The organism is Corallococcus praedator, assembly GCF_003612125.1.
GTDB classification, from domain to species: Bacteria; Myxococcota; Myxococcia; order Myxococcales; family Myxococcaceae; genus Corallococcus; species Corallococcus praedator.
Window position 1 is genome coordinate 1 of sequence record NZ_RAWI01000116.1, and the last position, 23,735, is coordinate 23,735.

Consider the following 23,735-nt stretch of genomic DNA (forward strand, 5'->3'; position numbering starts at 1 on the left):
CTTGCAGAGGCGGTTGATCTGATGGCTCAGGAGCGGCGCGTCGGTGGCGACCACGGCGATGATTGAGCCGTAGGACTTGCCCCGGTGCGGGGTGTTCTTGAACTTCTCCGCCAGCACCTCGCCCACGGGCAGGCCGCCCACGCGCAGGTTGTGCATCTTGCCGAAGTTGGACATCACCAGCACGCCCAGCGTGTAGCCGCCCAGCACCTCCGGCAGCTTGCGCGACGACGTGCCGATGCCGCCCTTGAAGTCGCACGTCACCATGCCGGTGCCGCCGCCGACGTTGCCCTCGCGCACCGGGCCGGTGGCCGCGTTGTTGATGGCCTCCAGGACGTGCTCCTGGCGCACGTGGCGGCCGGAGATGTCGTTGAGCCACGAGTCGTCGCACTCGCCCACCACGGGGATGATGACGTCGTGCTCGTCGCCGATGCCCGGGTAGCGCTGCACCAGGTAGCGGGCCACGCCGTCGGACACCGCGCCCACCGCCATGGTGTTGGTGAGCAGGATGGGCGTTTCGATGAGCCCCCACTCCATGAGCTGCGTCATGCCGGAGACTTCGCCCGCGCCGTTGAGCACGAAGCCGCCCCCGCTCATGCGGTCCATGAAGATGTTGCCCAGGTTGGGCAGGATGGCGGTGACGCCCGTGCGCACCGGGCCGTGGCCGGGCCTCAAGGGGCCCTCGCCCTGGATGATGGTGGAGTGCCCCACGAGCACGCCCTCCACGTCCGTGATGGCGTTGAACTTGCCCGTCTTGAAGCGCCCCAGCGGGAGTCCCAGCTCCCGCGCCCGGACCCTCGGCCCCGTTTCTTCCGGTATCCGCACCATGGAACCGACCGTACCCGACAATCTCCGACGGTCAACCCCGCTTCCCTACCGACCGTCGCTGTTTCCGCCCGCGCCCGGGTGCGCGAGCCCTGAGATCAGCAGTCGCGTCTGCACGACGGCGAGCGCCTCCGCGGCCTCCAGGCCCTGCACGGCCTCATCCAACTGCCGGTCCACGAACAGCGACGCGAGCCCATGCACCAGCGACCACGCGGTGAGCGTCAGGGCGCGCGGCTCCCCCTGCCGCAGCAGGCCCGCCGACTGGCCGGCGGCGATGCAACCCACCAGCAGGGCGAACGCGTCCGGCTCCCCTTCCGGGCTCCGCGGCTTCAGGGGGCGCTGGAAGTGCGGCCCGAACATCACCCGGAAGTGCGGCGGGTGGCGCACCGCGAAGAGCACGTAGGCCACGCCCGCGGCGCTCAGTTGCTCCAGCGGTCCTTCGGGGGCCCGGTCCATGCGCTCGCGCATCTCGCGCGCCATGGCGCGGAAGCCCTCGAGCGCCACCGCCCCCAGCAGCGCCTCCTTGTCGGTGAAGTGCCGGTAGGGCGCCGCGTGCGTGACGCCCGCCCGCCGGGCCACCTCCCGGAGCGTCAACGCGCCAAAGCCCTCCTCGGAGATGAGCGCCACCGCCGCGTCCACCAGCGCCTGGCGCAGGTCCCCATGGTGGTAGCGCGGCTTGTCCCCCAACTCCTTTGGCGCCTCCTTCACCGTCCGCTTGCTCCGGGTCGCCACCGTCCGTGCCTCCTCACCGTTCCACGTCCGCGACCTAACCATCCAGGGCATGAAGTTTCCAGCGTCAACATCCATGTTGACAGCGACAACATGCGATGTTTACTGTGTCTACATGCTGAAGGGACACGGGGGTGTCCCCGGCCTTCCACACGCACCAGGAAGAAGGGTTTTCGCCATGACGACCGCGATGAAGCAGACGACGTCCTCCCCGGCTCCGGGCTGGCTCCGGGGCTTCCGCACGCTTCCCCGCCAGCACGGCTTCGAGCCGCTGCGGGTGGAGGGTCAGGTGCCCGAAGGGCTGAAGGGCTCGCTGTACCGGGTGGGGCCCTGGACGTTCGACGTGCACGGCCGGCCGTACCAGCACTGGTTCGACGGGGATGGCGGGATGCTGGGCGTGCGCTTCGGGCCGGACGGAGTGAAGGGCGCCGCGCGGCTCCTGGAGACCCCCTCCATGGTGGCCGAGCGCCAGGCCAGCGCGCAGCGCTACGGCGCCTACGGCACGCCCACGCCGCTGTGGCACAAGCTGCGCAACGCCCAGAAGAACTCGGCCAACACGTCGGTGATGGCGTGGAACGGCAAGCTGTACGCGCTGTTCGAGGCCGACAAGCCGGTGGAGGTGTCCATGGAGGACCTGTCCACCGTGGGCGAGTCGGACCTGGAGGGCGTGGTGGTGGGCAGCTTCTCCGCGCACCCGCACCGCGTGCCGTCGCGCAAGACGTCCTACAACTTCGGCATCCAGTACGGCCGGGAGACGAAGGCTGAATTGTACGCGCTGCCGGACGGGGGCAAGGCGCGGCGGCTGGGCGCCGTGACGCTGCCGGGCGCGACGATGGTGCACGACTTCATCGCCACGGATCGCTACCTCGTCTTCTTCCTGACTCCGCTGCGGCTCAACATCTTCCGCATGCTGCTGCGGATGGGTTCGTACTCGGAAAACTTGAGGTGGCGTCCGGACGCGGGGGCGGAGGTGCTGGTGGTGCCCATCGACGACGTGGCGCACCCGGTGCGCATCCCCGCGGAGGCCTTCTACCTCTGGCACTTCGCCAACGCGTACGAAGCGGGCGACACGCTGGTGGTGGACTACGTGCACTACCCCGACTTCACGACGAACCAGTGGCTGGGTGACCTCTTGCGCGGAGGCAACGGCACCCCGGCCCAGGGCATGCTGCACCGGGCGGTGGTGGACGTGAAGGCGGGCACCTTCCGCACGGAGCAACGCTCGGACGTGAGCTGCGAGTTCCCCCGCGTGGCCCCCGGCGTGGTGGGCCGGGCGCACCAGACGGTGTACCTGGGCGGGCACTCCTCCCTGGACGCGCGACAGGGCGCGTTCGACGCCCTCCTGCGCTACGACGTGGCGACAGGCCGCATGACCCAGGCCGCGCTGGGTGAGGGGCAGTACCCCTCCGAGCCCGTCTTCGTCCCCCGCCCCGGCGGTAGCACCGAGGACGATGGCTGGCTGCTCGCCCAGGTCTACGACGCGAAGGCGGATGCGTCCCACGTCGCGGTGCTGGACGCGCGGAGGCTGGAGGACGGGCCCTTGGCGCGGTGCCACTTCGACCACGCCCTGCCGCCCACGTTCCACGGCGGCTTCGCGCCTGCGTAGGCGCCCTGCCCTACCGCCCTGTCACGGTGATTATCCATCACCAGGAGAATGCGTTTCATCCAGACGCAGCCCGGCTCTCTCTGTTTTCCTAACCATTTCGTACTAAATGGAGAGATTCAAAGACAGGGAGGCAGGCCATGAAACAGCAGCGACGCAGTGCGCGTGCAGGGCTTCTGGCGGTGGTGGGGCTCGCGGTGGCGCTCGCGGGGTGTCAGCCCCCGGCGCAGGCGGACCCGAACCTGGCGTCGCGGCGGCAGGACGCGACGAACGTGCCGGGGCTCTACGTCGTGTTCAACCAGCCGGACAACACGGGCACGCGCGACTACCGCATCAAGGATGAGGTCGTCCGGCTCATCGACAACAGCCCGAAGGGTTCCTACATCCGCATCGCGATGTTCCTGTGGACGACGGACCACCTGAACGCGGCCATCAAGGCGGCGCTGTGCCGGGGCGTCATTGTGCGGCTGGTGGTGGACGAGCAGAACGGCGGCGCGGCCTCCGAGTTCGCCTCCGGCGGCGTCATCCACGACATCAGCAGCCACGTCCCCCCGGCGGCGACCTGTCCGGACGCGACGCGGCTGGAGCTGACCCGGTGCAACGGCACGGGCGCGGGCAGTGCGTGCATCGCGGGCTTCGACCGCGAGGGCACCATCATGCACGACAAGATCTTCACCTTCTCCACCACCACGGATCCGCAGGGCAATCGCATCCAGCGCGTCGTGGTGCAGGGCTCGTGGAACAACACCTACTCCCAGAACAACTACTGGAACGACATGGTCGTCAGCTACGAGGACTGGGATTGGTATGACTATTGGGTCGGCTACCACAACGACCTGCGCGGCGGGACGAAGACGACGGACTACTACAACCCCACGTCGGGCCAGGGCTACTACAGCTCCCCCAACGCCCCGTGGACGGTCTACTTCTTCCCGCGCACGGGCAATGACAACGAGCTGTCGTCCGATACGGTCACGAACAACTTCACGGACTACGTGAAGACGGCGTCCGCGGGCTGCACGCTGGATGTGAACCAGAACCACTTCAACGACAGCCGCATCATCGTGGCCACGGAGCTGCTGCGCATCGCGAAGCTGGGCTGCAAGGTGCGGGTGCTCTACACGGACATGGACGCGGGCGTCCGCTCCAAGCTGGGCGGCTCTTCGAACATCACCGTGCGCCAGCTCTACGACGTGTCCGCCAACAACGTGAAGACGAGCGACGGCACGCCCCGGGAGGTGCTCACCCACAGCAAGCACTTCGTGTACTCGGGGAACTTCAACGGGACGGTGCGCAAGATGGTGCTGACGGGCTCGCACAACCTGTCGAAGAACTCGCTGCGCTACAACGACGAGAACTTCGTGAAGTACTACTCCGACACGCTCTGGCAGGCCTTCCACGACAACTTCGAGAAGGGCTGGGCGCAGGCGCTCAACGACGGCTGAGCCGGGCCACGGGAAGGCAGGGGGAAGAAGCCCCCTGCCCTCTCCGGCCTTCAGCGACTCAGGACTTCAGCTCAGGGCGCACGGGCTGCGCTTCCGCAGACGCCGTGTTGCCGTTCGCCTGGGTGGAGGCGGCGGCGGTCGCGGCCGCGGCGGCGTTGGCCTGCGCGGTCTGCTCCTCGATGCGCTGCACCACCTTGTTGAGCGGCGGCGTGGGACCGGGCGGGTGCTCCGTCTGGGCCCGGCGCGCCTCGCGCTCCTTGTAGCGGCGGATGGCGGGCGCCATGATCTCGCCAATCAGCGTCCGGTAGTCCATGCCGGCGCCCTGCGCGATGAGCACCAGGTCGCTCCAGCCGGGCGTGAGGCCGGGCAGCGGGTTGCACTCGATGAAGTAGATGCGCCCCTTGTCATCCATGCGGAAGTCGATGCGCGCCACGTCGCGGCACCCCAGCGCCATGAACGAGTTGCGCGCCGCCGTGCGCAGCTTCTCCAGCAGCGCCGGCTCCAGCTTCGCGGGCGCGTCGTAGCGGATGCGGTCCGTCCAATCCAGCTTGTGCTGGAAGCTGTAGACGGGGTTCTTCTCCGCCTTGTCCAGGAAGACGATCTCCATGGGCGGCAGCACGCGCGGACGCCGCTCGCCCAAGAGGCCCACCGTGAACTCGCGCCCACCGATGTACTCTTCAATCAGCGCGGGCTGCTGGTACTTGCCGGCGATCTCCTTCACCACGTCGCGCAGCTCCGTCTCGGAGTAGCAGACGCTCTTGGTGACGACGCCCTTGGAGCTGCCCTCCGCCACCGGCTTCACGATGAGCGGGAAACCGGTGAACTCCTTGTTCAGCCGCTCCTTTCCCGTGACCATGAGCTGGAAGTTGGGCGTGAGGATGCCCGCCTGACGGACGATCTTCTTCGCCAGCGCCTTGTCCAGCGCCAGCGACAGCGTCGCCGGATCAGAACCGGTGTACGGGATGTCCAGCAGCTCCAGCATCGCGGGCACCTGGCTCTCGCGATTGCGTCCCTTGAAGCCCTCCGCGATGTTGAAGACGATGTCCAACGGCGTGCTGGAGAGCACGGTGGGCAGCTCCGCCGTGGCCTCCAGGTCGATGACCTCATGGCCCCACGAAGCGATGGCCTCACGGATGGCCTGGAGCGTGTTGGGCGAGTCGTACTCCGCCTCGCTGTCCTCCACCGTCTCGCCAGTGGCCGTGGCGCTGGGCTTCACGCGCTTCACGTTGAAGGCGAAGCCCACCCGCAGAGGCCCCGACTTGCGCGCGGGCTTGCCCTGGCGCCGCGAGGAGTCGCGGATCTTGTAGCGCTTGGCCGCGCTCTGGATGATGGAGTTGATGACCCCGTCCAGGTGCAGCCCTTCCAGCTCCGCCGCGGAGTAGATGCCCGCGCCCGGCTCCAGGCTGGGCAGCGCGTTGATTTCGAGGAAGTACGGCACGCCCGCGTCGGAGAGGCGGAAGTCCAGGCGGCCCAGGTCGCGGCAGTCCAGCACCTGGAGGATCTTCTGCGCCATCTTGCGCACGTCCTCCGCGATCTTCGGGGGGATGTTCGCCGGGGCGCGCACGCTCACGACCTTCTCGTGACGCGTCTTCAACTCGTAGTCGTAGATGGCGTACTTGCGCCCGGCGGAGACCTCCGGGTCGATGATGTACTCCACCGGCGTCAGCACGCCGTCGTAGTCGTTGTCCACCGCGGCCAGGAACGGCACCGTGAGGTCTCGCCCGCGGATGTACTCCTCCACCAGCACGCCCGCCGGGTACTTCTCCAGCGCCTTGGCCACCTTCTCGCGCACCTGCTCCAGCGTCTCCGCGACGGAGTCCTGGGTGATGCCCTTGGAGGAGCCTTCGAAGTTGGGCTTCACGATGACGGGGAAGTGCAGGTTCTCCGCCGTCAGCTCACTGAGCTTCTCCACGTACTGCCAGCCCGGCGTGCGGATGCCGTGCTTGGAGAGGATGAGCTTGGTGAGCTGCTTGTCCAGCGTCAGCGCCAGCGCGTACGCATCCGAGCCCGTGTACGCGAACCCCAGCTCGTCGAAGAGCGCGGGGTAGAACGCCTCGCGGAAGCGGCCCCGGCGGCCTTCGGCGGTGTTGAAGATGAGGTCCGGGCTGTAGGCCTCCAGGCGGGCCACGGTGCGCGACGCGGGACCGCTCACCTCGAAGCGCTCCAGGCGGTGCCCGAGTCGCTCGATGGCTCCCGCCAGCGTGTTCACCGTCTCCTGCGTGTCGAACTCCGCCTCTTCTTCCGTGTCCGACAGACGCAGGTTGTAGGTCAGCGCGATGCGCATGGCTTACTCCGTATCCCTTTCCTGAATGCCTTGGCGCGGCGCACCTTCGCCGCGGACATCAAACGGCCCGGAGCGCGTGCCGCCGCCACCGGCGTGCGGGCTGCAACCGTCGCGCCCGCCACAACCTTCCCATCCACCACCTGCGTCTGCGCCCAGGTGTCCCCCAGTCGCAGGCCCAGCGGATCCCTCAGCACCCGCCACGCCTCCACGCCGCCAATCACCACGAAGCCCGCCGCCGCGGCCACGAGTCCGTGCGGCGCGGGCATCATCCCCAGCAGCACCACCAGCGCGAGCGGCGCGTTGCGCAGGGTGCTGTCCCGGTGCCGCGCGGCCGAGCGCGTGGGCAGGTGCATCACCTTCACGCCGAAGATGCGCTTGCCCACGCTCTGTCCCTGGAGCATCCCGTCCGCGAGCAGCAGGAACAGCAGCGCCACCACCGCGCCCGCCGCGCCGCACACGACGTACAACCCCCAGGCCGTCAGGCAGTCCACCACGCGCGCACCCAGGCGCAAGAGCAGCGACGCCTTCGGATAGGGCGAATCCGGCTCCGCGTCCTCCTGCACCAGCCGCAGCACGCGGCCTCCGCTCCGCTCCGTGGCCATCAGGCTGCGTTCAGGGGCGGCGCTCACTCTTCCGGCTCCAGCGTGAGGCCCTCTTCGCGGGCTTCCGGTTCATCCAGCCCGGCCAGGCGCGCCAGCCGCTCGTGCGCGGACAGCGGGTGGACGAAGGGCACCACCGTCTGGGATTGCGCGTCGGCGTGGCTTGCGTACTCAGCCGCGAGCCGCGCGGTGGGGCTGCCGGCTTCCGACAACCGCTGCAACCGCTCGCGCGCGCCGGCCTCGTCGTGCTGCGCGGCCTCGCCTTCGCGGGTGAAGAAGATGAAGGCCATGGCCGGACGCTTGGAGGACTCGCGCATCGCGAACTGCACGCCGTCCAGGTTCCAGCCCTTGCCGGTCCACTCGTTCAAGGTGCGCTCCAGCGCTCCCTCGTCCACCGTGGACAGCTCCACCACTTTGTACTGCAACGGGCCGGGCTCACGCACCACGGGGGTGCGGCCACGGTCGGGGCGCTTGCCCGCGCGCGCACCCTTGCGGGCGGCGGGGGCGCGTCTGGGCGGAGGCTTCGCGGTTCTGCGTCCGGGCCGCTTCTTCTGGGTGGGCATCGTGTGGGGACCATTTGGGCGCAAGCGGCGGAGCCAATCAAGCTCTCCGCCGCGCTGACGCGCCCGGGGTGTTGCCTAGAGGAGTTTGGCTGCTTCCAGGGCGTGGTAGGTGATGACCAGGTCCGCCCCGGCGCGCTTGATGGACGTGAGGACCTCCATCATCACGCGCTCGTAGTCCAGCCACCCGTTCTGGCCGGCGGCCTTGAGCATCGCGTACTCGCCGGAGACGTTGTACGCGGCGAGCGGCAAATCGAAGTTCTCGCGCAGCGCGCGGATGACGTCCAGGTACGACAGGGCGGGCTTCACCATGATGAAGTCGGCGCCCTCCTCCACGTCCAGCGCCGTCTCGCGGATGGCCTCGCGCACGTTGCCCGGATCCATCTGGTAGCCGCGCCGGTCGCCGAACTTCATCGTGCTCTGCGCGGCCTCCCGGAAGGGGCCGTAGAAGCCGGAGGCGTACTTGGCCGAGTACGCCATGATGGGCGTGTCGGTGAGCTTCACCTCGTCCAGGGCCTTGCGGATGGCGCCGATGCGGCCGTCCATCATGTCCGACGGGGCGACGATGTCCGCGCCCGCCTGCGCGCACGTGACGGCCATCTGCGCGAGCAGCGGCAGCGTGGCGTCATTGGCGACGTGCTGCCCGTCCAGGACGCCGCAGTGGCCGTGGTCGGTGAATTCGCAGAGGCACACGTCCGCGATGACCTGGAGGTCCGGCACCGCCGCCTTGATCTCCTGGATGGCGCGCTGGACGATGCCGTCGCGCGCGTAGGCCTGCGTGCCTTGCGCGTCCTTGTGGTCCGGGATGCCGAAGAGGATGACGGACGGCACGCCCAGGGACTTGGCGTGCTTCGCCTCCTGGACGGCGTGCTCCACCGACAGGTTGAAGACGCCCGGCATGGAGGACACGGGGCGGCGGATGTCCCGGCCTTCGACGACGAACAGCGGGTAGATGAAGTCCGTGGGCGAGAGACGCGTCTCTCTCACCATGTCACGGAGGGCCGCGGAGCGGCGCAGCCGGCGGGGGCGGTGGACGGGGTGGGCCATGGTTCGCCGGTATAAACCGCCCGGCCCCGCGCTTCACCCCTTCCCTGTCACCCACCTGCCTGCTCAGCCGGCGACAGGGCGCCAGCTCAGCTGCTGGCGGCGGCTGTCGCGCGCCATGCGGTCGGCCCGCCGGTGGGCGAGGTCCGCCTCGTACAGCGCCCGCGCATAGCGAACCCGAGCCGCCTCGGTCCCGCTGGCAAGCTCGCGCTCGGCCGCCTCCAGTTCGCGGCGCGCGTCCTGAAGCTGCTGCTCGGTTCCGTTCGTCCACGTCATGCCCGTGACTCCTGAAAAAGATGTGTCGCGTGAGGTACCGCGTGTCCCCGCATGCATTGCAGGGGTTGGACCAACCGCACCGTTGGAGCCCCCAGAAACGCAACGCCCTGGAACGACGAGGTGTCGCGGCGCGGCACGGCCCCAGAGGGTGCGCAAGGTGTTTCCCAGCGGCGCGAATGGGTGGACGCGGGCGGATGGAAAGTTTCAGGCCCGCTTGCCCCTCCCCCGAGGACGAGCCGGAGGCAATCGTCGCCCCCGTGGGTCGTCTACAGTCGCAACCGTGACAACACCACCTCCCGCCCTTGAAGTGCAGGGCCTGCGAAAAACCTATCACCGCGCGTTCGGCCGGGGCGGCCACGAGGCCCTCCGGGGCATGGACCTGGTGGTGCCTTCGGGCAGCGCCTTCGGGCTCATCGGCCCCAACGGCGCGGGCAAGACGACCTTCATCAAGAGCGTGCTCGGCATCGTGCGGCCCACGGCGGGCACGGTGCGCGTGCTGGGCGGCTCCCCGGAGGATCCGGCCATCCGCGCGCGCATCGGCTACCTGCCGGAGCGGCTGCACCTGCCGGGCACGTGGAAGTCGCCCGCGTTCCTGGCCACCGTGGCCCGGCTCAAGGGGCTGAAGCCGGATGCGCCAGCGCTGCTGCGCCTCCTGGAGCGCGTGGGGCTGTCGGACGCGGTGGACCGGCGCATCGGCGGGTACTCCAAGGGCATGCGGCAGCGGCTGGGGCTGGCGGCGGCGCTCTTGGGAGAACCGGCGCTGCTGGTGCTGGATGAGCCCACCGACGGTATCGACCCCATGGGCCGGCTGGAGGTGCGCCGCATCCTCCAGGAGGAGGTGCGCCGGGGCGTGACGCTGTTCTTGAACTCGCACCTGCTGGCGGAGACCGAACGGGTGTGCGACCGGGTGGCCATCCTCGCGGACGGGCGCGTGCTGCGCGAGGGCCGGCTGGAGGACCTGGGGCGCGGCGGGGCCCGGTGGCGTGTGCGCTTCGCGCCCGGCGCGCAGGCCTCCGCCCTGGTGGCCGCGGGCTTCGTGCCGGTGGGTGGCGCCGGTTCGGACGCGACGGCGGCAACAAACGTCCAGGCCGAGGGCGCCAGGGACGAAGGGGTGTACGTGGTGGACGCGGCGGATGTGACGGTGCTCAACGCGGCGTTGGACCGGGCGCGGGCCTCCGGGGCGCTGCTGGTGGAGCTGCGACGCGAGGGCGCGGACCTGGAAGCGGTGTTGCTGGGCGCGGTGGGCAGCCCGGGGGTGGCGGCGTGAATCCTGTCTTCGTCATCGCGGGGTACGTGCTGCGCGAGGCGGCGTCGCGCAAGTTCATCCTGGCCTTCATGGTGGGGCTCACGCTGGTGCTGGCCACCGTGGCGCTCAGCCTCAAGCTGGAGGTGGTGGACGGGGCGCTCGCGGCGACGCGGCTCTTCGGCGAGGTGGTGCGCGCCAACATCGTGTCGGTGGACGTGGCACTGCGGCCCATCTTCCGCGCGGCGGCCTACCTGGTGTTCTACGGCGGCATCCTCTTCGGCATCGTGGCGTGTTCGGACTTCGCTCCGGGCCTGTTGTCGCCCGGGCGCATCGAACACCTGCTCGCCCTGCCCTTGCAGCGCTGGCACCTGCTGGCGGGCACCTTCCTGGGCGTGATGACGCTGGCCGTGGGCGGCACGGTGTACGCGGCGGGAGGGCTGACGGTCATCTTCGGCGTGAAGACGGGGTACTGGACGGTGGGCCCGCTCGTCGCGGGGGGCATGGCGTGCGTGGGCTTCGCGGCGGTGTACGCGGTGATGCTCACCACGGCCACGGTGGTGCGCAGCGCGGCGCTGTGCTCCGCCGCGGGCTTCGTGTTGCTGGTGGGCGGCATCCTCGCGGGGTTCCGCGCGGACGTGTCGCGCTACCTGGAAGCGGGCTTCGGCCGCACGTCGTTCGACGCGGTGACGATGGTGCTGCCCCGGTTGTCGGCGCTGGCCGTCGGGGCGGCGGACCTCGCGAGCGACACACCGCTCCTGCCGGGTTCGCTGGGGATGCTGCTGGGCGGCGTGCTGGTGTTCGGACTGGGAGCGCTCGCGGTGGGCTTCTGGCACTTTGAAGGAAAGGATTGCTGAGCATGGATTCGCGCAGGCGCAGGAAGGTGTGGCTGGGCGGGGCCTTGCTGCTGTTCGCGGTGGCCGCGGTGATGATGTTCAGGGGCCAGGGAGACGCCGCAGCGCCCCCCGCTCCGGAGGTGAACTTCCCCTCGCGCATGAGCGGCACGGACTTCGCGCGCGCGGAGAAGCGCCGCACCTGGGTGATGCCCACGCTGGACGCGGGCGTGCCCCAGGCGCCCGCGAAGCCCCGCGACCCGCTGCTCGCGGCCCTTCCGCGCGGCCCGGGACGCACGGCCGTGGTCATCGAGGCGAACGCCCTGCGACACTCGCCGCTGGGGGAGCTGCTGATGGCGTGCCTGATGCGCGACGGCGGCAAGAACCTGGAGCAGTTCAAGGCGCTGAGCGGCGTGGATCCCTTCCAGGACCTGGACCGCATGGTCATCACCGACGAGGGCCTCATCCTCTCCGGTGACTTCAGCAAGGCGCGCTACCAGGAACTGCTGGGCGAACGCGTGTCGTCGGACCACGGTCCGGGCGCGCGCGTGTACGAACCGGGCGACATGTCCATGCCCCTGCCGGACGGCGGCACGCAGCGCGGGCGGATGGACAACGCGGTGGGCACCTGGAACAACCAGATGCTGGTGGTGGGCCGCTCCCCGGACGAGGTGAAGACGGTGCTCGACCGCATGGACGGGCGCGGGACGGAAGCGGGGCCGCCGCTGCTCGACGAGAACAGCACCTACGGGGAGATGTACGGCGTGCTCGCGGTGGCGCAGCTCGCGAAGCTGCTGGGCCCGGATCAGCAGGAGCTGGCGCAGCGTCTGGTGGACGTGGCCCAGAACGTGGAGCTGCACCTGGACACCAGCGGCGACGTGGCCATGGTCGCGAACGTGAGCGGCATGGACGCGGACAAGATGACCGACCTGGGCAAGTCGCTGGGCGGCATGCTGTCCATGGCGCGGATGAAGGCCCAGTCGGAGGGCAACACGGACCTGGCGCAGCTCCTGGACTTCGCGAAGGTGCGGCCGGACGGCACGTCCTTCAAGCTGGAGCTGGCGGTGCCCCTGGAGGCCATCCAGGAGCAGCTCGCGTGGTGCCGCGAGGGGAGCAAGACGGCGGAGAACGCGCAGCCCCCCACGCCGTAACAACCCCGCCCCGCCGAGAGCGCTTCCGCTTCAACGGAGGGAGCGCGTCTCGCGGGCCTTCGGGCGATTGGGCTGCGGACGCCAGCCGAGCACCACGCGGGCATACGGCGTGGGGCCCGCCCCCAGCCCCGGAATGTTGAGGCTGTCGCGCTGGCGGTCGAGCAGCGCGAGGTCGTTGATCAGCGACAGCCCCACCGCGGAACTCAGCCACAAATCCTGGCCCAGGTGGACGTTGACGGTGGGCGCGACCCGGACCGTGGTTTCACGCACGTAGGACGCGCCCAGGCCCAGCGCCTCCGGCTCGAAGCGGGTGTGGAGCACCTGCTGCTCGAAGCCACCCACGAGCCCCAGCTCCACCGTGTCACCCAGCTTGTGCAGCACGGTGAGCTTCGGCAGGCCCACCTCCAGGATCCACGGGCCCCGCCGGTAGTTCAGGCTGGCCATGGGGAGCACGGGAAACAGGTCGAAGGGCCACAGCGCCACCAACCCGAACGTCACGGAGAAGCCGGGCTCTTCGCCCAACTGGTGGTTGGCCATCGCGTAGGCCACCCAGGTGGTGTCCAGGCCCGGGTCGAAGGAGGACTTGAAGTCCGTGCGGGTGCTGCCCGTCACCCCGGCGATGAGCAGCCAGCGCGGCGCTACGGGCCGGATGAGCGTCAGGCCCAGCTGGATGCGGTGGAAGCTCCGCCCCAGGTCATTGTCGCCGTCCCCGGAGAGTCCGGGGGGCGGCACCTGCACGCCCAACCACCTCAACTCGTAGCCCAGCGAAGGCAGCAGGTACGTGCGGCCCAGGACGATGGGAGGCAGTGGAACGCGCAGGTCCAGTTGGCGTCGCCGCTCGAGCCGGATCCGCCCCGCGTCCAGCGTGCCGCCTCCCGACACGCCGTACCCCACATAGAGCCGGTCCGCCTGCGTCTGGGCGAAAGCCGAGGCGCTGAAGAGCGCCATCGCGACCGCCACCCAGGGCAAGGCCATTCGTCGTGAGCCCACGCGCATCACGTCCTGCTTTCGGATGAGACAGGGGACTCCCGGTCCGAGCCCCAGGGCGCGAACTCTACGTCAGAACCGCCCCGTGCGAGGAGTGCGACCTGCGCCCCCGGGACCGCCCGCATCCAAGTCGGGTCGCGACTGTGATTTTCCGCTCAGCCCACCATCGCGCCCACCTCGTCGGTGAAGGCGTGTTCGTCCTCCGCATGGACGACGAGCGACGGAAGCACGGTGAGGTCCGAGCGGCCGCCCTTCACCGCGTGCAGCAGCACCAGCTTCGCGGGACGATCCGCGCGCGGATGCACCATGCGCACCGTGCGCGGCTCCAGTTGCAGCGTGCGCAGCACCGACACCAGCTCGCTGAAGCGAGAGGCCGGATACACCATGCAAAGCCCGCCCCGGGGGACCAACAGGTAGGCCGCCGCGCGCACCACGTCCGGCAGCTCGCAGGAGATCTCATGCCGGGCCAGCGCCCTCTCCGTGGACAGGTTGCTCTGGCCCGCCGTGCGCGCGCGGTACGGCGGATTGCACAGCACGTGGCCGAAGCTGCCCGCGGGAAACATCTCCGTCACGTGCCGCAGGTCGCCCTGCACCAGCGTCACCGCACCCTCACAGCGATTGAGGTACACGTTGCGCTCGGCCAGGGAGAACAGGCCCGGTTGCAGCTCCAGCGCGGTGATGTCCGTGCGCCCCAGCCGCCGGGTCAGCACCAGCGGGATGATGCCGCACCCGGTGCCCAGGTCGAGCAGCCTTCCCCGGTGCGCCCCCGCCTCGAAGACGGCGAAGTGCGCCAGCAGCACGGGGTCCAACGTGAAGCGGTAGCCCGCCCTGCGCTGGAGCACCTGCACCTCGCCGCCGCAGATGGCATCCAGCGTCTCCCCGGGGCCGGGCTGCAACTCCAGCCGCACCTGCCGGGGCCAATCCTGCGGGGTTCCGGTCAGCGCCCGCACGTGAGCGTCAGGCTTCAGGGTCCAGGAAGAGCAGGCCCGCAGGCACGCGCGGCTCCACGCGCAGGGTGCGTGGCGGCAACGTGGCCTGGGCCTCCATCACCGCGCGCACCTCCCATACGGGCGGCGGGTTGAGCGCGAACCCCGCCTGGAACATGCCGCTCTCCACGCCCTGCACCAGCGACTCCAGGCCATGCACCGGGTAGACCTGGGAATGCCCCGGCGCCTCCGGATCCTGGATGCCCAGCACCGTGCGCAGCACCAACGTGTTGAGCAGCGCCAGGTCCAGGCTTCGCAGCGTGGGACTGCGCGGCGCGCCCTTCAGGTGCGCCAGGTCCAACCCCTGCCGGAAGCGAAGGATCTTCCCCCGCCCTCCGGGCAGCACCAGCAGCACCGCGTGCTGTCCGGGCACCAGCGTCGCCAGCCGCTCGCGCGCCGCCGCCATGCCCTGCGACGTGGTGAGCGGCGCGTCCACGTCCGTCACGCGCGCGTAGGCGGCCACCAGGGTGAGGAAGGTCTCCTCCTGGAACGTCGTCACGCCCTTGAGCGCGCGGTGGATGGGGCACAGCTCCAGGCCCGGCTCGGACAGGGGCACCACCGCCGCCAGCGTCTGGCGTTGCTCGCTCAAGGCCGCCAGGGGCCGCATGGGCGCTTCGTCCAGCACGGCCTGCAGGCGCTTGGACACGGGAGAAGGTTCGATGCGCAGCAGCGACACCGGCGCGCCGTCGTACTCGCCCTTCCAGACGGAGATGCCGCGCTCGGCGGCCTCGGCCAGGAGCGCGCGCAGGGCGCCGTGGTCGTCCGCCACCAGCGTGACGGCGGGCTCCACCTCCCACGCGCGGGGCCGGTACGGGTCATGCTCCAGCGGCGCCACCGCGTCCGGCGTCAGCGCGCACAAGAGGTAGCGCAGGGGCGGGCCGGAGAACTTGCCCGCCGCGCCGTACAGCTCCACGACGTAGAGCGAGGGACGGGTGTCCTTCAGCAGCGTGCCCGCGTCGCGCATGCGGCGCAGCTCCGCGCTGGGATTCGCGGCCTCCAGCAGGGGCCGCAGATGCGCCGGCCATGGGGCTGCGTTACCGCGGGAAGGGCTGTCGCCGGGCTCCAGGGAGCGATCCAGCGAAGCCAGGAGGGCCGTGAAGGGTAGGACGCGCGCCATAGATGGTGGGAAGGTGATGCTGGCCTTCCCTCCGCGCCATGACGCCTGCCCGCCCGCCCTCCGGGCCGTCTACCACCAGACGTTCTTGTAGGGCCGGTCCTTGGAGGAATGCCCGCTTCGCAGCGTCGTGGCGGAGCGGTCCACGCTCTCCTCCCACAGCAGGCTCACCGTGGTGATGGCACCGGCGGACCCGAGGAAGGACAGCACGTAGGGCGTGGACTGGTTGAAGCCGCCCAGCACCAGCCCGGAGATGAGCAGCACCGCCGCGCCCACGCCGGCGCCGAAGAAGTCCGCGCGCAGGATTTGAGACGGCGTCGGGTTGTAGCGCATGGTCGCGAGCGCCAGCACGCCCGCGCCCACGCCCGGAGCGATGAGCAGCATGTCCTTCCACGTCTTGCCGGAGATGGACGTGCCGGAGAAGTGGACGATGGCGAGCAGCAGCGCGCTGTACGCCGCCGCCCAGCCCGCGCCGGAGGCCACCAGCAGGCCGTCGTTGAGGGGCAGCTGTCCGCCACCGATGCCCGCCGTCAGCCACGCGCCCAGCTCCGCGCCCAGGAACGCGGACCAGGTGAGCACGCCGGGGTCCTGGGTGATGAGGTCCATGAAGCCCGCGAAGAACATGGAGCCCACCAGCGAGTTGCCCACGCTGAAGTTGGCCATGGGCTCCGCCACCCAGTTGTTGAACTGCCACCACGCGGAAGCGCCGAAGCCCAGGCCCGCGCCAATGAGCGTGCCCGCGAGCATCGCCTCGCGCGAGCTGCGGTCGAAGCTGAAGTCCTGCGAGAACGCCTGCGTGAAGAAGCCACCCAGCGCGCCCATCGTCGTGTGGTGCGCGATGAACTTCATGCTGCCGGGGCCGGACAGGAAGGGCCCCCGGCGCCGCTGGCCATCCAGCCACACGCCGTTGTCCGCGGGAGGCGGACGGACGTAGTTGGCCGCGGCCGCGGAGTCCTGGGTGGACTCCTGGCGCACGCCCGAAGGGCCCTCGGTCAACGGGGCCTGCGGTTCGGTGCGCAGGCGGTCCGGCTCCGGCGGGAGCACGGGCGCGTCGCTCGGGGGAGGATACGTGTCGTTGGGATTCGCGGACTGCGGCTGCGCGTAGCCCTCGTTCGACGGCGCCCCCTGCGACGGCGGATACCCGTCGTTGGACGGAGGCGCGGACTGTGGCTGCGCGTAGCCCTCCGACGGAGCGGCCTGCGACGGCGGATACCCGTCGTTGGACGGGGGCGTCTCAGCCTGCGAGGGCGGCGCCGCGTACATCCCCGGCGCGGGCGGCGGTGGCGGTTGGGGCGCCGGATACACCGACGTGCCACCCGCCTGCGCGTGGGCAAGGCCCGGCAGCATCAGCGCGACAGCGAGGACGGTGACAGGGAGGTTCCAGGTTCGACGGTGTGCCACGCAGAGGGCTCCTTGGGTCCGGCCGCTCGGCAGAAAACCACAACCCGTGCGCGGGTGTTGGATTTCCGCCGCGTCCGAAACATTCGCGCGGACATGAGGTCCACCACACAACGCGCCGAAACTCCCACCGCGACGTGCACACGGATGCGGCATCTTCGCCGTCCCATGCCCCAAGGCATCTCGTGGTCCGAACTCGCTGTCGACTCCGCTCGAATCCAGGGGGTGAAGGACGTCCCCTTCCCTTCGGGCCAGCGGGACTTCGTCCTCTACTGGTGCATGGTGAACCATCGGTGGGAGGAGAACCACGCGCTCGACGCCGCCATCGCGCTGGGCAACCACCTGGGCCTGCCCGTCGTCGTCTACCAGTCCATCCGTCCGGATTACCCCTTCGCGTCGGACCGGCTCCACGCGTGGGCACTGGAAGGCATGGCGGACATGGCCAAAGGCTGCGCCGCGCGCGGACTTCCGTACTGGCTGGAGCTGCCGCGCACCGCGAAGGAGCACAAGCCCCGGATCGCGAAGCTGGGCAAGCGCGCGGCGGCCATCGTGTCGGACCTGTTCCCCACGTACATCATCCCGGGCCACCTGCGGGGCGCGGCGAAGGCGCTCCAGGTGCCCCTCTTCGCCGTGGACGCCTCCTGCGTGGTGCCCATGCAGCGCATCCCCGCGGCCCAGGTGGGCGCGTACGCGCTGCGCCCCAAGCTGCGCAAGCTGTGGCCGGAGTACCTGGAGCGCACCCTGCCCCTACGCAAGGTGAAGGCGTCGGGCGCGCACCCGCAACCGGACTTCGAACTGGCTGACGCGGTGAAGGCGCGGGCCGCGTTGCACACGTTCGCGCTGGATCATTCCGTGAAGCCCCTGGACGAACGGGGAGGCCGCAAGGCGGGCCTGAAGGCGCTGCGCACGTTCCTGGAGGAGCGGCTGGAGGGCTACGAGGAAGGCCGCAATGATCCGGGCCTGGGCCAGCAGTCCAACCTGTCGCCCTACTGGCACTGGGGAAACCTCTTCCCGGGCGAGGCGGCCCGCGCGGCCATCGCGGCGAAGGGCAAGGACCACCCGGCCGTGCAGTCGTTCCTGGAGGAGCTGCTCGTGCGCCGCGAGCTGGGCTTCAACTACTGCTTCCACACCCCCGGGCCCCGACAGCTCACCGTGGACGCCCTGCCCCCCCTGGGCGCGCGAGACGCTCTCCCGCCACGCGAAGGATCCGCGCCCGCACCTGTACTCCTACGAGGAGCTGGCCCAGGGCCGCACGGCGGATCCGCTCTGGAACGCGTCCCAGAAGGAGCTGCGCGAGCGCGGGCGGATCCACAACTACCTGCGCATGCTCTGGGGCAAGAAGATCCTCGAATGGAGCCCCACGCCTCAAGAGGCCCTGGAGCGCATCCACCGGCTCAACGACACCTACGCGGTGGACGGCCGCGACCCCGCGAGCGTGTCCAACTTCATGTGGATCCTGGGTCTGCATGACCGGCCCTTCCAGGAGCGCGCGGTGATTGGAAAGGTGCGGCCCATGAGCTCCCTGCGCACGGCGCAGAAGTTCGACCTGGCCCCCTACCTGGAGCGCTGGGGCGAGCCGGAGCCGGAGGTGGCGGTGGAGGCCGCCCCCGAAAAGCCGCGTCGCCCCCGGAGCAAGGCCGCCCGGTAGGCCACCGGCGGACATCGACCGCCGGCAATCACCACACGGCGGTTCCATTTCCGGCCCGGTGTCACTAAACCGCAGGGACCAGCCACCTTCTGAACAGGAGTCACCGCCATGGGCATGTTGAAATTCGAGGTCCCCCACAACCTTCCCAAGGACGAGGTCAAGAAGCGCGTCGAGCAGCTCCTCAGCTACTGGGGTTCCAAGTACGGCGTGAAGTCCGACTGGACGGGCGACGAGGGCGCGAAGCTCAACGGCAAGGTGATGGGCATCAACCTGGACGCCAGCTTCGTCATCACCGACAAGACCGTGACGGGCGAAGGCACCGACCCCGGCATGCTGCTGCGCGGTCAGGCCAAGACGTACCTGCAGAAGAAGTTCGGCGCCGTGTTGGATCCGTCCAAGAGCCTGGATCAGGTCAAGGGCAACCTGGACTGAGCAGCACCCGCGGCCGGGCCCTCAGCCCGGCTGCTCCTCCAGCGCGGCCAGCGCATAGCGGGCCGCGCGGGAGATGGCCTCCGCCGAATCGAGCATCTCCGGGTAGTGCCCGGCCAGCGGGCGCTGCGGGTGCTTGAGCTGCGCGACGGCGTTGCGGTAGCTGCGCCGGGCCGCATCGAAGTCCTGGGTGCGCTCCTGCACCTGCGCCAGCAGGTAGTGGCCAATGGCCAGCGTGGGCTCCAGGAAGAGCGCCTTCGCCAGCTCGGAGCGCGCCTCGGCCAGGCTCCCCGCCTGCATCGCCGCCACGCCCGCGAAGACGCGCGCCTCCACGCACAGGGGCTCGCGCTGGAGCGCCTGCGCGAAGGTGTCGCGCGCGTTGGCGCTGCGCCCGGTGAGCGAATACAGGTTGCCCAGCGTCAGGAGCGCGTCCAGGTCACTGGGCTCGTCCACCAGCAGCCGCTCCACGCCTGAGATGGCGCCGGGGAAGTCCCCCGCCGTCATCTTGCGCACCGCCATGTTGAGGCGCTCCGCGGGCGGCAGCAGCTGCGGCCACGAGCCACTCGGACGCGAGGAGGAACCCTCCGGCGAAGGCGTGGTCGGCGAGGGATTCATGCGCGCCACCGGGAACGAACCGGAGGAGCGCTCCGGCACCGCGCGAGACGGGGTGGCCGCCGTGCGCGCGGGCTCCACGCGGACGGCCGGGAACTCCCCGGTGCGCCGTCCGGTCAGGTTGCCCATGGCGGGCAGTTCGGTGGTGGGCCGGCGCGGAGCCTCCGGGCCCCGGGAAGAGAGCGAGCCGGCGCCGCCCGGATTGCGCAGCTTCGCGGCGGTGGCCGCGTTGGCCTGGAGTCGCTGGCGCAGGTCCACCGCGAAGGACTCCGGGCTGCCGGGACGCAGCGGCGGATCCGACGGGCTGGACACGCGAGGCGGCGGCGAAGGGGGGCGCTCTCCCAGCGGCCGGCGGTACACGAAGGCGCCGTCCACTTCGATCATCTCGAAGCGGTCATAGACCTTGAACAGGCTCTCCGAGTACCCCAGGAACAACAGCCCGCCCGGGCGCAGCGCGGCGAGGAACCGGTCCATCAACCCGCGGATGGTGGGCAGGTCGAAGTAGATGATGACGTTGCGGCACAGGATGAGGTCCAGCGACGCGGGCGCCACCTTGTCGAACAGCGGCACGGCCAGGTTCTGTCCGTCGAAGCGGATGTACTCGCGCAGCACGGGCGACGCCTCGTACCCCTCCTCCACCGGCTTGAAGAAGCGCGACAGACGCTCGGGGCCAATGGCCATCGCCCGGCGGGTGGTGAAGCGCCCCTGCCGCGCGGCCTCCACCGCGGCCAGGTTCAGGTCGGTGGCCCACAGGTCCACCTCCACCGCGAGCGCGCCCAGCTCCGCCATCACCAGCGCCAGGCTGTAGGGCTCTTCGCCGGTGGCGCAGCCCGCGGACCAGATGGTCACCTTTCGCATCTCGCGCCGCGCCCGGGCGAGCAGCTCCGGCAGCACGCTCTGCTCCAGCGCGCGGAACTGCTTCGCGTCGCGGAAGAACTCCGTGTGCCCCACCGTCACCAGCGGCAGGAGCGCGCGCAGCTCCTCCTCGCCGTGGGTGCTCATGAGCCGCTGCATGTACTTGTCCGGATCGCTCAGGCCCAGCACGGGCATGCGCGTGGACAGCGCCAGCCGGAGGCTGTGGTAGCCATCCAGGGTGATCTTCAGCCCCGCGCGCTCCAGCAGGAGCGCGGCGAGCTGCTGGAGGACCTTGTTGCCAATGGTCAGCACGCGTCCACCCACTGCACCAGCGTCGGGCCGATGAGGTCCAACGACAGCACCTGCTGCGCCGCGCCCAGCAGCACCGCCTCGCGCGGCATGCCGTAGACGACGCATGAAGCCTCGTCCTGCGCGATGGTGCGTCCACCCCGTTCGCGAATCTCCTTCAGACCCCTGGCGCCGTCGCGGCCCATGCCCGTCAGGATGACGCCGATGCAGCGCCGGCCGAATGCCTCCCCCGCCGAAGTTAGCAGCATGTCACACGAAGGGCGGAAGCCCCGCAGGGCAGGGCCCGAGTCCAGTTCCAGACGCCCATCCGGCTTCACCAGCAGGTGTCCTCCCGAGGGCGCGATGTACACCGTGCCCGGTTCCATCGCAGCGTCGTGCGTCGCTTCAACGACACGCAGCGCCGTCTCCGTGGACAGCCAGTGCGCCAGCCCCTCCGTGAAGCCCTGGCTGATGTGCTGACAGTAGGCGATGGGCGCCGGGAAACCGCGTGGAATCATCCGCAGCACCTGCGCCACGGCCTTGGGGCCGCCCAGCGACGCGGCCAGCGCTACCAGGGGGAACGGCGCCGTCGGCCCTTCCTGGGGCCGCTTGCGGACCGAAGGCGACGAGCGCACGCCCTTCACCTGCGCCAGCATCACCAGCTTGCGGTTCACCGCGGCCCAGAAGTCCTGGGTCGGGCTCATGGGCCGGTCCATCACGTCCAGCGCCCCCATGGCCAGGGCCTGGAACGCCTGCTGCCCGGTGAGCACCCCCGGGTGCAGCGCGAGGATGGGCAGCGGCCGGGCCGCCATGATGCGCTCGATGGCGCCCAGGGCCTGGGATGAACTCAGGTCCACCAGGACGACGTCCGGGAAGTGACGCCGCACGACCTCCTCGGCGTTCACGAACTCCGCTTCGGGTGGGCCCACGGCCACCAGGGACTCCCCGTCGAAGAGCCCGCGCACCAACGAGCGCAGGCCCCGCCCGACCAGGAGTACCCGGAACGCCATCCCCATCAACGCCGAGCCGCCGCCCACCAGAGGCTCCTCAGGTCAGCCGATCGATGGACTGGGCCAGGCTCTCCACGCCCAGCTCGCCCTTGACCAGGTACGCATCCGCGCCCGCATCCAATCCGCGCCGCTTGTCCTCCGGCGACGCGAGCGACGACAGGATGATGACCGGGATGCGCGCCACCGACGGCGTGGCCTTCAGCCGCCGCGTGAGTGAGAAGCCGTCCAGCTTGGGCATCTGCACGTCGGTGAGGATGAGATCGTACGTGTTCGTCTGCACCTTCGCGTACGCCTCCTCGCCGTCCTGCGCCTCCTCCACGTTGTGGCCCAGCGCCTTGACGAGTGCGCCTTCCGTCGCGCGGGCAATGGGCGAGTCGTCCACCAGCAGCACCCTCAGCCGACGGCTGGCGGGAGCCTGGGTGACGGGGCGGGCCATGCGGCGCACCTCGGTCATGATGTCCGGCACGTGCAAGAGCACCGCGATGCGCCCGTCCTCCAGCGCCGCCGTGCCCGCGATGAAGGGCGCGCCCTTGAGGAACTCGCCGCCGCAGGGCTTCACCGCGACCTCGCGCTCGTCCACGAAGCCGTCCACCACCAGCGCGGCGTAGTCGTCGCCGTGGCGCACCACGACCGCGGGAGGCTTGTCGAAGCGGTTGCCGCCGTTGAGGCCCAGGAGCGGCCCCAGCGCCACGAGCGCCGTGGGCTTGCCCCGGTGCCGCACCGCCAGCGTGCCGAACACCTCCATGCGGTCATCGGGCTTGATGCGCATGACGGCCACCACGTCCGCGGCGGGCATGCCGTAGACGTCGTCGCCCAGGCGCACCAGCAGCACCTTCATCAGCGCCAGCGACTGCGGCAGGCGCAGCGTGATGGTGGTGCCACGGCCCTGACGGCTGGAGACGCCCACGGAGCCGCCCAGCGTCTCCACCTTGCGCTTCACCACGTCCATGCCCACGCCGCGGCCGGACAGCTCGCTGACCTGTTCGCGGGTGGAGAAGCCGGGGCGGAAGATGAGCTCGATGGCCTCGCGCTCCGACAGCGCGGCGGCCTGCACCGGCGACAGGAGGCGCTTGTTGACGGCCACCTGCTTGAGCCGGTCGGTGTCCATGCCCCGGCCGTCGTCCTCCACCTCGATGTGGAGCATGTCGCCATCCACGCGCACCCGGATGCGGATGCGGCCCGTGGCGGGCTTGCCCATCTGCTGGCGGAGGTCCGGAGACTCCAGACCGTGGTCCACCGCGTTGCGCAAGAGGTGCACCAGCGCGTCGCGCACGTCGGCCAGCATGGACCGGTCCACGCCGATGTCGGCGTTCTCGATGACCAGGTCCACGTCCTTTTCCTGCGTCTTCGCGATGTCGCGCACGGCGCGCGGAAAGGCGTCGAACACCGTGGCCAGCGGCACGAGGCGCGCCTCGGCCACGTGGTCCGCCAGCTGGGCCAGGTTGCCGTGCAGCGTTTCGATGCCGTCGCCGTTGCGGCGCACGAAGCGGAAGGCGTCGTCGCGCAGCATGTGCAGGTCCGCTTCCGCGCGCTCCAGCTCCGCGCGGATGGCGTCCGGCACGTCCACCTCCTCGGACATGCGCAGGAAGCGGTCGCCCAGGCGACTGAAGCGCTCGAAGAGCGCGGCCGTCTCCGTGCTGCGCAGGCGGCCCCGGGCGCTCTCCACCAGCAGGTCGCCGGCGAGCAGGCCCAGCGAGTCCAGCACCTCCACGTTCACGCGGATGCTACGGTCCGCGATGGAGTTGCCCTTCGCGGTGTTCGGGGCCTCCTCCTCCCTCGCGGGCGGAGGCGCCACGGGCGGCTCGGGAGCGCGCGGCGT

General features: G+C 70.3%; 22 protein-coding genes. 8 read left to right on the plus strand and 14 right to left on the minus strand.

Annotated elements, in window-relative coordinates:
• Both D7Y13_RS17020 and D7Y13_RS17025 read right to left on the minus strand, forming a co-directional pair.
• Window positions 1–825, minus strand: an 825-nt coding sequence (locus tag D7Y13_RS17020; RefSeq protein ID WP_208734469.1) for a P1 family peptidase, incomplete at its 3' end; no start/stop codon positions are given.
• A 45-nt stretch (window positions 826–870) separates the two neighbouring features.
• Window positions 871–1,554 (minus strand): TetR/AcrR family transcriptional regulator, encoded by a 684-nt coding sequence (locus D7Y13_RS17025; protein ID WP_120537196.1) that lies wholly within the window; start codon window positions 1,552–1,554, stop codon window positions 871–873.
• A gap of 175 nt (window positions 1,555–1,729) precedes the next feature.
• Between D7Y13_RS17025 and D7Y13_RS17030 the strand changes: the two genes are divergently transcribed.
• Complete coding sequence (locus D7Y13_RS17030) at window positions 1,730–3,157, plus strand: carotenoid oxygenase family protein (RefSeq protein ID WP_120537195.1); 1,428 nt, start codon at window positions 1,730–1,732, stop codon at window positions 3,155–3,157.
• Between the two features lie 137 nt (window positions 3,158–3,294).
• Window positions 3,295–4,599, plus strand: coding sequence for a phospholipase D-like domain-containing protein (locus D7Y13_RS17035; protein WP_120537194.1), 1,305 nt, complete (start codon window positions 3,295–3,297; stop codon window positions 4,597–4,599).
• A 58-nt stretch (window positions 4,600–4,657) separates the two neighbouring features.
• Here the strand turns inward: D7Y13_RS17035 and D7Y13_RS17040 are convergent, their stop codons facing one another.
• The 5 genes from D7Y13_RS17040 to D7Y13_RS17060 form a co-directional block, all read right to left on the minus strand.
• On the minus strand, window positions 4,658–6,883 hold the full coding sequence (locus tag D7Y13_RS17040) for a D-alanine--D-alanine ligase family protein (RefSeq protein ID WP_120584475.1): 2,226 nt from the start codon (window positions 6,881–6,883) through the stop codon (window positions 4,658–4,660).
• Window positions 6,868–7,485 (minus strand): RDD family protein, encoded by a 618-nt coding sequence (locus D7Y13_RS17045; protein ID WP_120537192.1) that lies wholly within the window; start codon window positions 7,483–7,485, stop codon window positions 6,868–6,870. The genes D7Y13_RS17040 and D7Y13_RS17045 overlap by 16 nt, the downstream gene beginning before the upstream one ends.
• 23 nt (window positions 7,486–7,508) lie before the next feature.
• Window positions 7,509–8,045: a type IV pili motility protein SglS gene (sglS, locus tag D7Y13_RS17050; protein WP_120584476.1), complete on the minus strand. Its 537-nt coding sequence runs from the start codon at window positions 8,043–8,045 to the stop codon at window positions 7,509–7,511.
• A gap of 75 nt (window positions 8,046–8,120) precedes the next feature.
• Window positions 8,121–9,089 (minus strand): porphobilinogen synthase, encoded by a 969-nt coding sequence (gene hemB / locus D7Y13_RS17055; RefSeq protein ID WP_120584477.1) that lies wholly within the window; start codon window positions 9,087–9,089, stop codon window positions 8,121–8,123.
• A gap of 63 nt (window positions 9,090–9,152) precedes the next feature.
• The gene (locus tag D7Y13_RS17060; RefSeq protein WP_120535893.1) at window positions 9,153–9,362 is read right to left on the minus strand and encodes a hypothetical protein; all 210 of its coding nucleotides are present in this window, start codon (window positions 9,360–9,362) and stop codon (window positions 9,153–9,155) included.
• Between the two features lie 373 nt (window positions 9,363–9,735).
• Here D7Y13_RS17060 and D7Y13_RS17065 point away from each other — a divergent pair, with 373 nt between their 5' ends.
• Genes D7Y13_RS17065 through D7Y13_RS17075 form a run of 3 tightly spaced genes read left to right on the plus strand, consistent with a single transcriptional unit; the run spans window position 9,736 to window position 12,589 of the window.
• Entirely contained in the window at window positions 9,736–10,629 is an 894-nt protein-coding gene (locus D7Y13_RS17065) for an ABC transporter ATP-binding protein (protein ID WP_370450810.1), read from the plus strand.
• Window positions 10,626–11,462 carry an ABC-2 transporter permease gene (locus tag D7Y13_RS17070; RefSeq protein ID WP_120535892.1) on the plus strand — a complete coding sequence of 279 codons (837 nt, stop codon included), beginning with the start codon at window positions 10,626–10,628 and terminating at the stop codon, window positions 11,460–11,462. The genes D7Y13_RS17065 and D7Y13_RS17070 overlap by 4 nt, the downstream gene beginning before the upstream one ends.
• Window positions 11,463–11,464: 2 nt before the next feature.
• A complete protein-coding gene (locus D7Y13_RS17075) occupies window positions 11,465–12,589 on the plus strand; it encodes a hypothetical protein (protein WP_120584478.1) in 1,125 nt (374 codons plus the stop codon).
• 30 nt (window positions 12,590–12,619) lie between these two features.
• On the opposite strand, the gene D7Y13_RS17080 is transcribed toward D7Y13_RS17075, so the two are convergent.
• The 4 genes from D7Y13_RS17080 to D7Y13_RS17095 all read right to left on the minus strand — a co-directional run bounded on the left by D7Y13_RS17080 (window position 12,620) and on the right by D7Y13_RS17095 (window position 17,077).
• Window positions 12,620–13,579: a DUF6268 family outer membrane beta-barrel protein gene (locus D7Y13_RS17080; RefSeq protein WP_147452459.1), complete on the minus strand. Its 960-nt coding sequence runs from the start codon at window positions 13,577–13,579 to the stop codon at window positions 12,620–12,622.
• Between the two features lie 152 nt (window positions 13,580–13,731).
• On the minus strand, window positions 13,732–14,526 hold the full coding sequence (locus D7Y13_RS17085) for a tRNA1(Val) (adenine(37)-N6)-methyltransferase (protein WP_120584480.1): 795 nt from the start codon (window positions 14,524–14,526) through the stop codon (window positions 13,732–13,734).
• A gap of 7 nt (window positions 14,527–14,533) precedes the next feature.
• On the minus strand, window positions 14,534–15,679 hold the full coding sequence (locus D7Y13_RS17090) for a DUF1015 family protein (RefSeq protein WP_120584481.1): 1,146 nt from the start codon (window positions 15,677–15,679) through the stop codon (window positions 14,534–14,536).
• A gap of 69 nt (window positions 15,680–15,748) precedes the next feature.
• Window positions 15,749–17,077, minus strand: a complete 1,329-nt coding sequence (locus tag D7Y13_RS17095) for a hypothetical protein (RefSeq protein WP_199732837.1) — start codon at window positions 17,075–17,077, stop codon at window positions 15,749–15,751.
• Window positions 17,078–17,299: 222 nt separating this feature from the next.
• On the opposite strand from D7Y13_RS17095, the gene D7Y13_RS17100 reads away from it, so the two are divergent.
• The 3 genes from D7Y13_RS17100 (at window position 17,300) to D7Y13_RS17105 (ending at window position 19,154) form a co-directional block, all read left to right on the plus strand.
• Window positions 17,300–18,544, plus strand: coding sequence for a deoxyribodipyrimidine photo-lyase (locus tag D7Y13_RS17100; protein ID WP_233595704.1), 1,245 nt, complete (start codon window positions 17,300–17,302; stop codon window positions 18,542–18,544).
• Between the two features lie 43 nt (window positions 18,545–18,587).
• Entirely contained in the window at window positions 18,588–18,722 is a 135-nt protein-coding gene (locus D7Y13_RS48705) for a hypothetical protein (RefSeq protein WP_255425925.1), read from the plus strand.
• A gap of 108 nt (window positions 18,723–18,830) precedes the next feature.
• Window positions 18,831–19,154 (plus strand): polyhydroxyalkanoic acid system family protein, encoded by a 324-nt coding sequence (locus tag D7Y13_RS17105; RefSeq protein ID WP_120535886.1) that lies wholly within the window; start codon window positions 18,831–18,833, stop codon window positions 19,152–19,154.
• 21 nt (window positions 19,155–19,175) lie between these two features.
• Here D7Y13_RS17105 and D7Y13_RS17110 read toward each other — a convergent pair whose 3' ends face one another.
• The 3 genes from D7Y13_RS17110 to D7Y13_RS17120 form a co-directional block, all read right to left on the minus strand.
• Window positions 19,176–20,930 (minus strand): protein-glutamate O-methyltransferase, encoded by a 1,755-nt coding sequence (locus tag D7Y13_RS17110; protein ID WP_120584483.1) that lies wholly within the window; start codon window positions 20,928–20,930, stop codon window positions 19,176–19,178.
• Window positions 20,924–21,916 carry a chemotaxis protein CheB gene (locus D7Y13_RS17115; RefSeq protein WP_120535885.1) on the minus strand — a complete coding sequence of 331 codons (993 nt, stop codon included), beginning with the start codon at window positions 21,914–21,916 and terminating at the stop codon, window positions 20,924–20,926. Before D7Y13_RS17115 ends, D7Y13_RS17110 begins: the two co-directional genes overlap by 7 nt.
• A gap of 37 nt (window positions 21,917–21,953) precedes the next feature.
• Window positions 21,954–23,735 (minus strand): hybrid sensor histidine kinase/response regulator (locus tag D7Y13_RS17120; RefSeq protein ID WP_147452460.1); only part of this gene is annotated, 1,782 nt, incomplete at its 5' end.

Coding starts and splice junctions, on each gene's coding strand:
- D7Y13_RS17030 (WP_120537195.1), top strand. CDS start 1,730: ATGACGACCGCGATGAAGCAGACGACGTCCTCCCCGGCTCCGGGCTGG.
- D7Y13_RS17035 (WP_120537194.1), top strand. CDS start 3,295: ATGAAACAGCAGCGACGCAGTGCGCGTGCAGGGCTTCTGGCGGTGGTG.
- D7Y13_RS17040 (WP_120584475.1), bottom strand. CDS start 6,883: ATGCGCATCGCGCTGACCTACAACCTGCGTCTGTCGGACACGGAAGAA.
- D7Y13_RS17045 (WP_120537192.1), bottom strand. CDS start 7,485: ATGGCCACGGAGCGGAGCGGAGGCCGCGTGCTGCGGCTGGTGCAGGAG.
- sglS (WP_120584476.1), bottom strand. CDS start 8,045: ATGCCCACCCAGAAGAAGCGGCCCGGACGCAGAACCGCGAAGCCTCCG.
- hemB (WP_120584477.1), bottom strand. CDS start 9,089: ATGGCCCACCCCGTCCACCGCCCCCGCCGGCTGCGCCGCTCCGCGGCC.
- D7Y13_RS17060 (WP_120535893.1), bottom strand. CDS start 9,362: ATGACGTGGACGAACGGAACCGAGCAGCAGCTTCAGGACGCGCGCCGC.
- D7Y13_RS17065 (WP_370450810.1), top strand. CDS start 9,736: ATGGACCTGGTGGTGCCTTCGGGCAGCGCCTTCGGGCTCATCGGCCCC.
- D7Y13_RS17075 (WP_120584478.1), top strand. CDS start 11,465: ATGGATTCGCGCAGGCGCAGGAAGGTGTGGCTGGGCGGGGCCTTGCTG.
- D7Y13_RS17090 (WP_120584481.1), bottom strand. CDS start 15,679: ATGGCGCGCGTCCTACCCTTCACGGCCCTCCTGGCTTCGCTGGATCGC.
- D7Y13_RS48705 (WP_255425925.1), top strand. CDS start 18,588: ATGAGCTCCCTGCGCACGGCGCAGAAGTTCGACCTGGCCCCCTACCTG.
- D7Y13_RS17105 (WP_120535886.1), top strand. CDS start 18,831: ATGGGCATGTTGAAATTCGAGGTCCCCCACAACCTTCCCAAGGACGAG.
- D7Y13_RS17115 (WP_120535885.1), bottom strand. CDS start 21,916: ATGGCGTTCCGGGTACTCCTGGTCGGGCGGGGCCTGCGCTCGTTGGTG.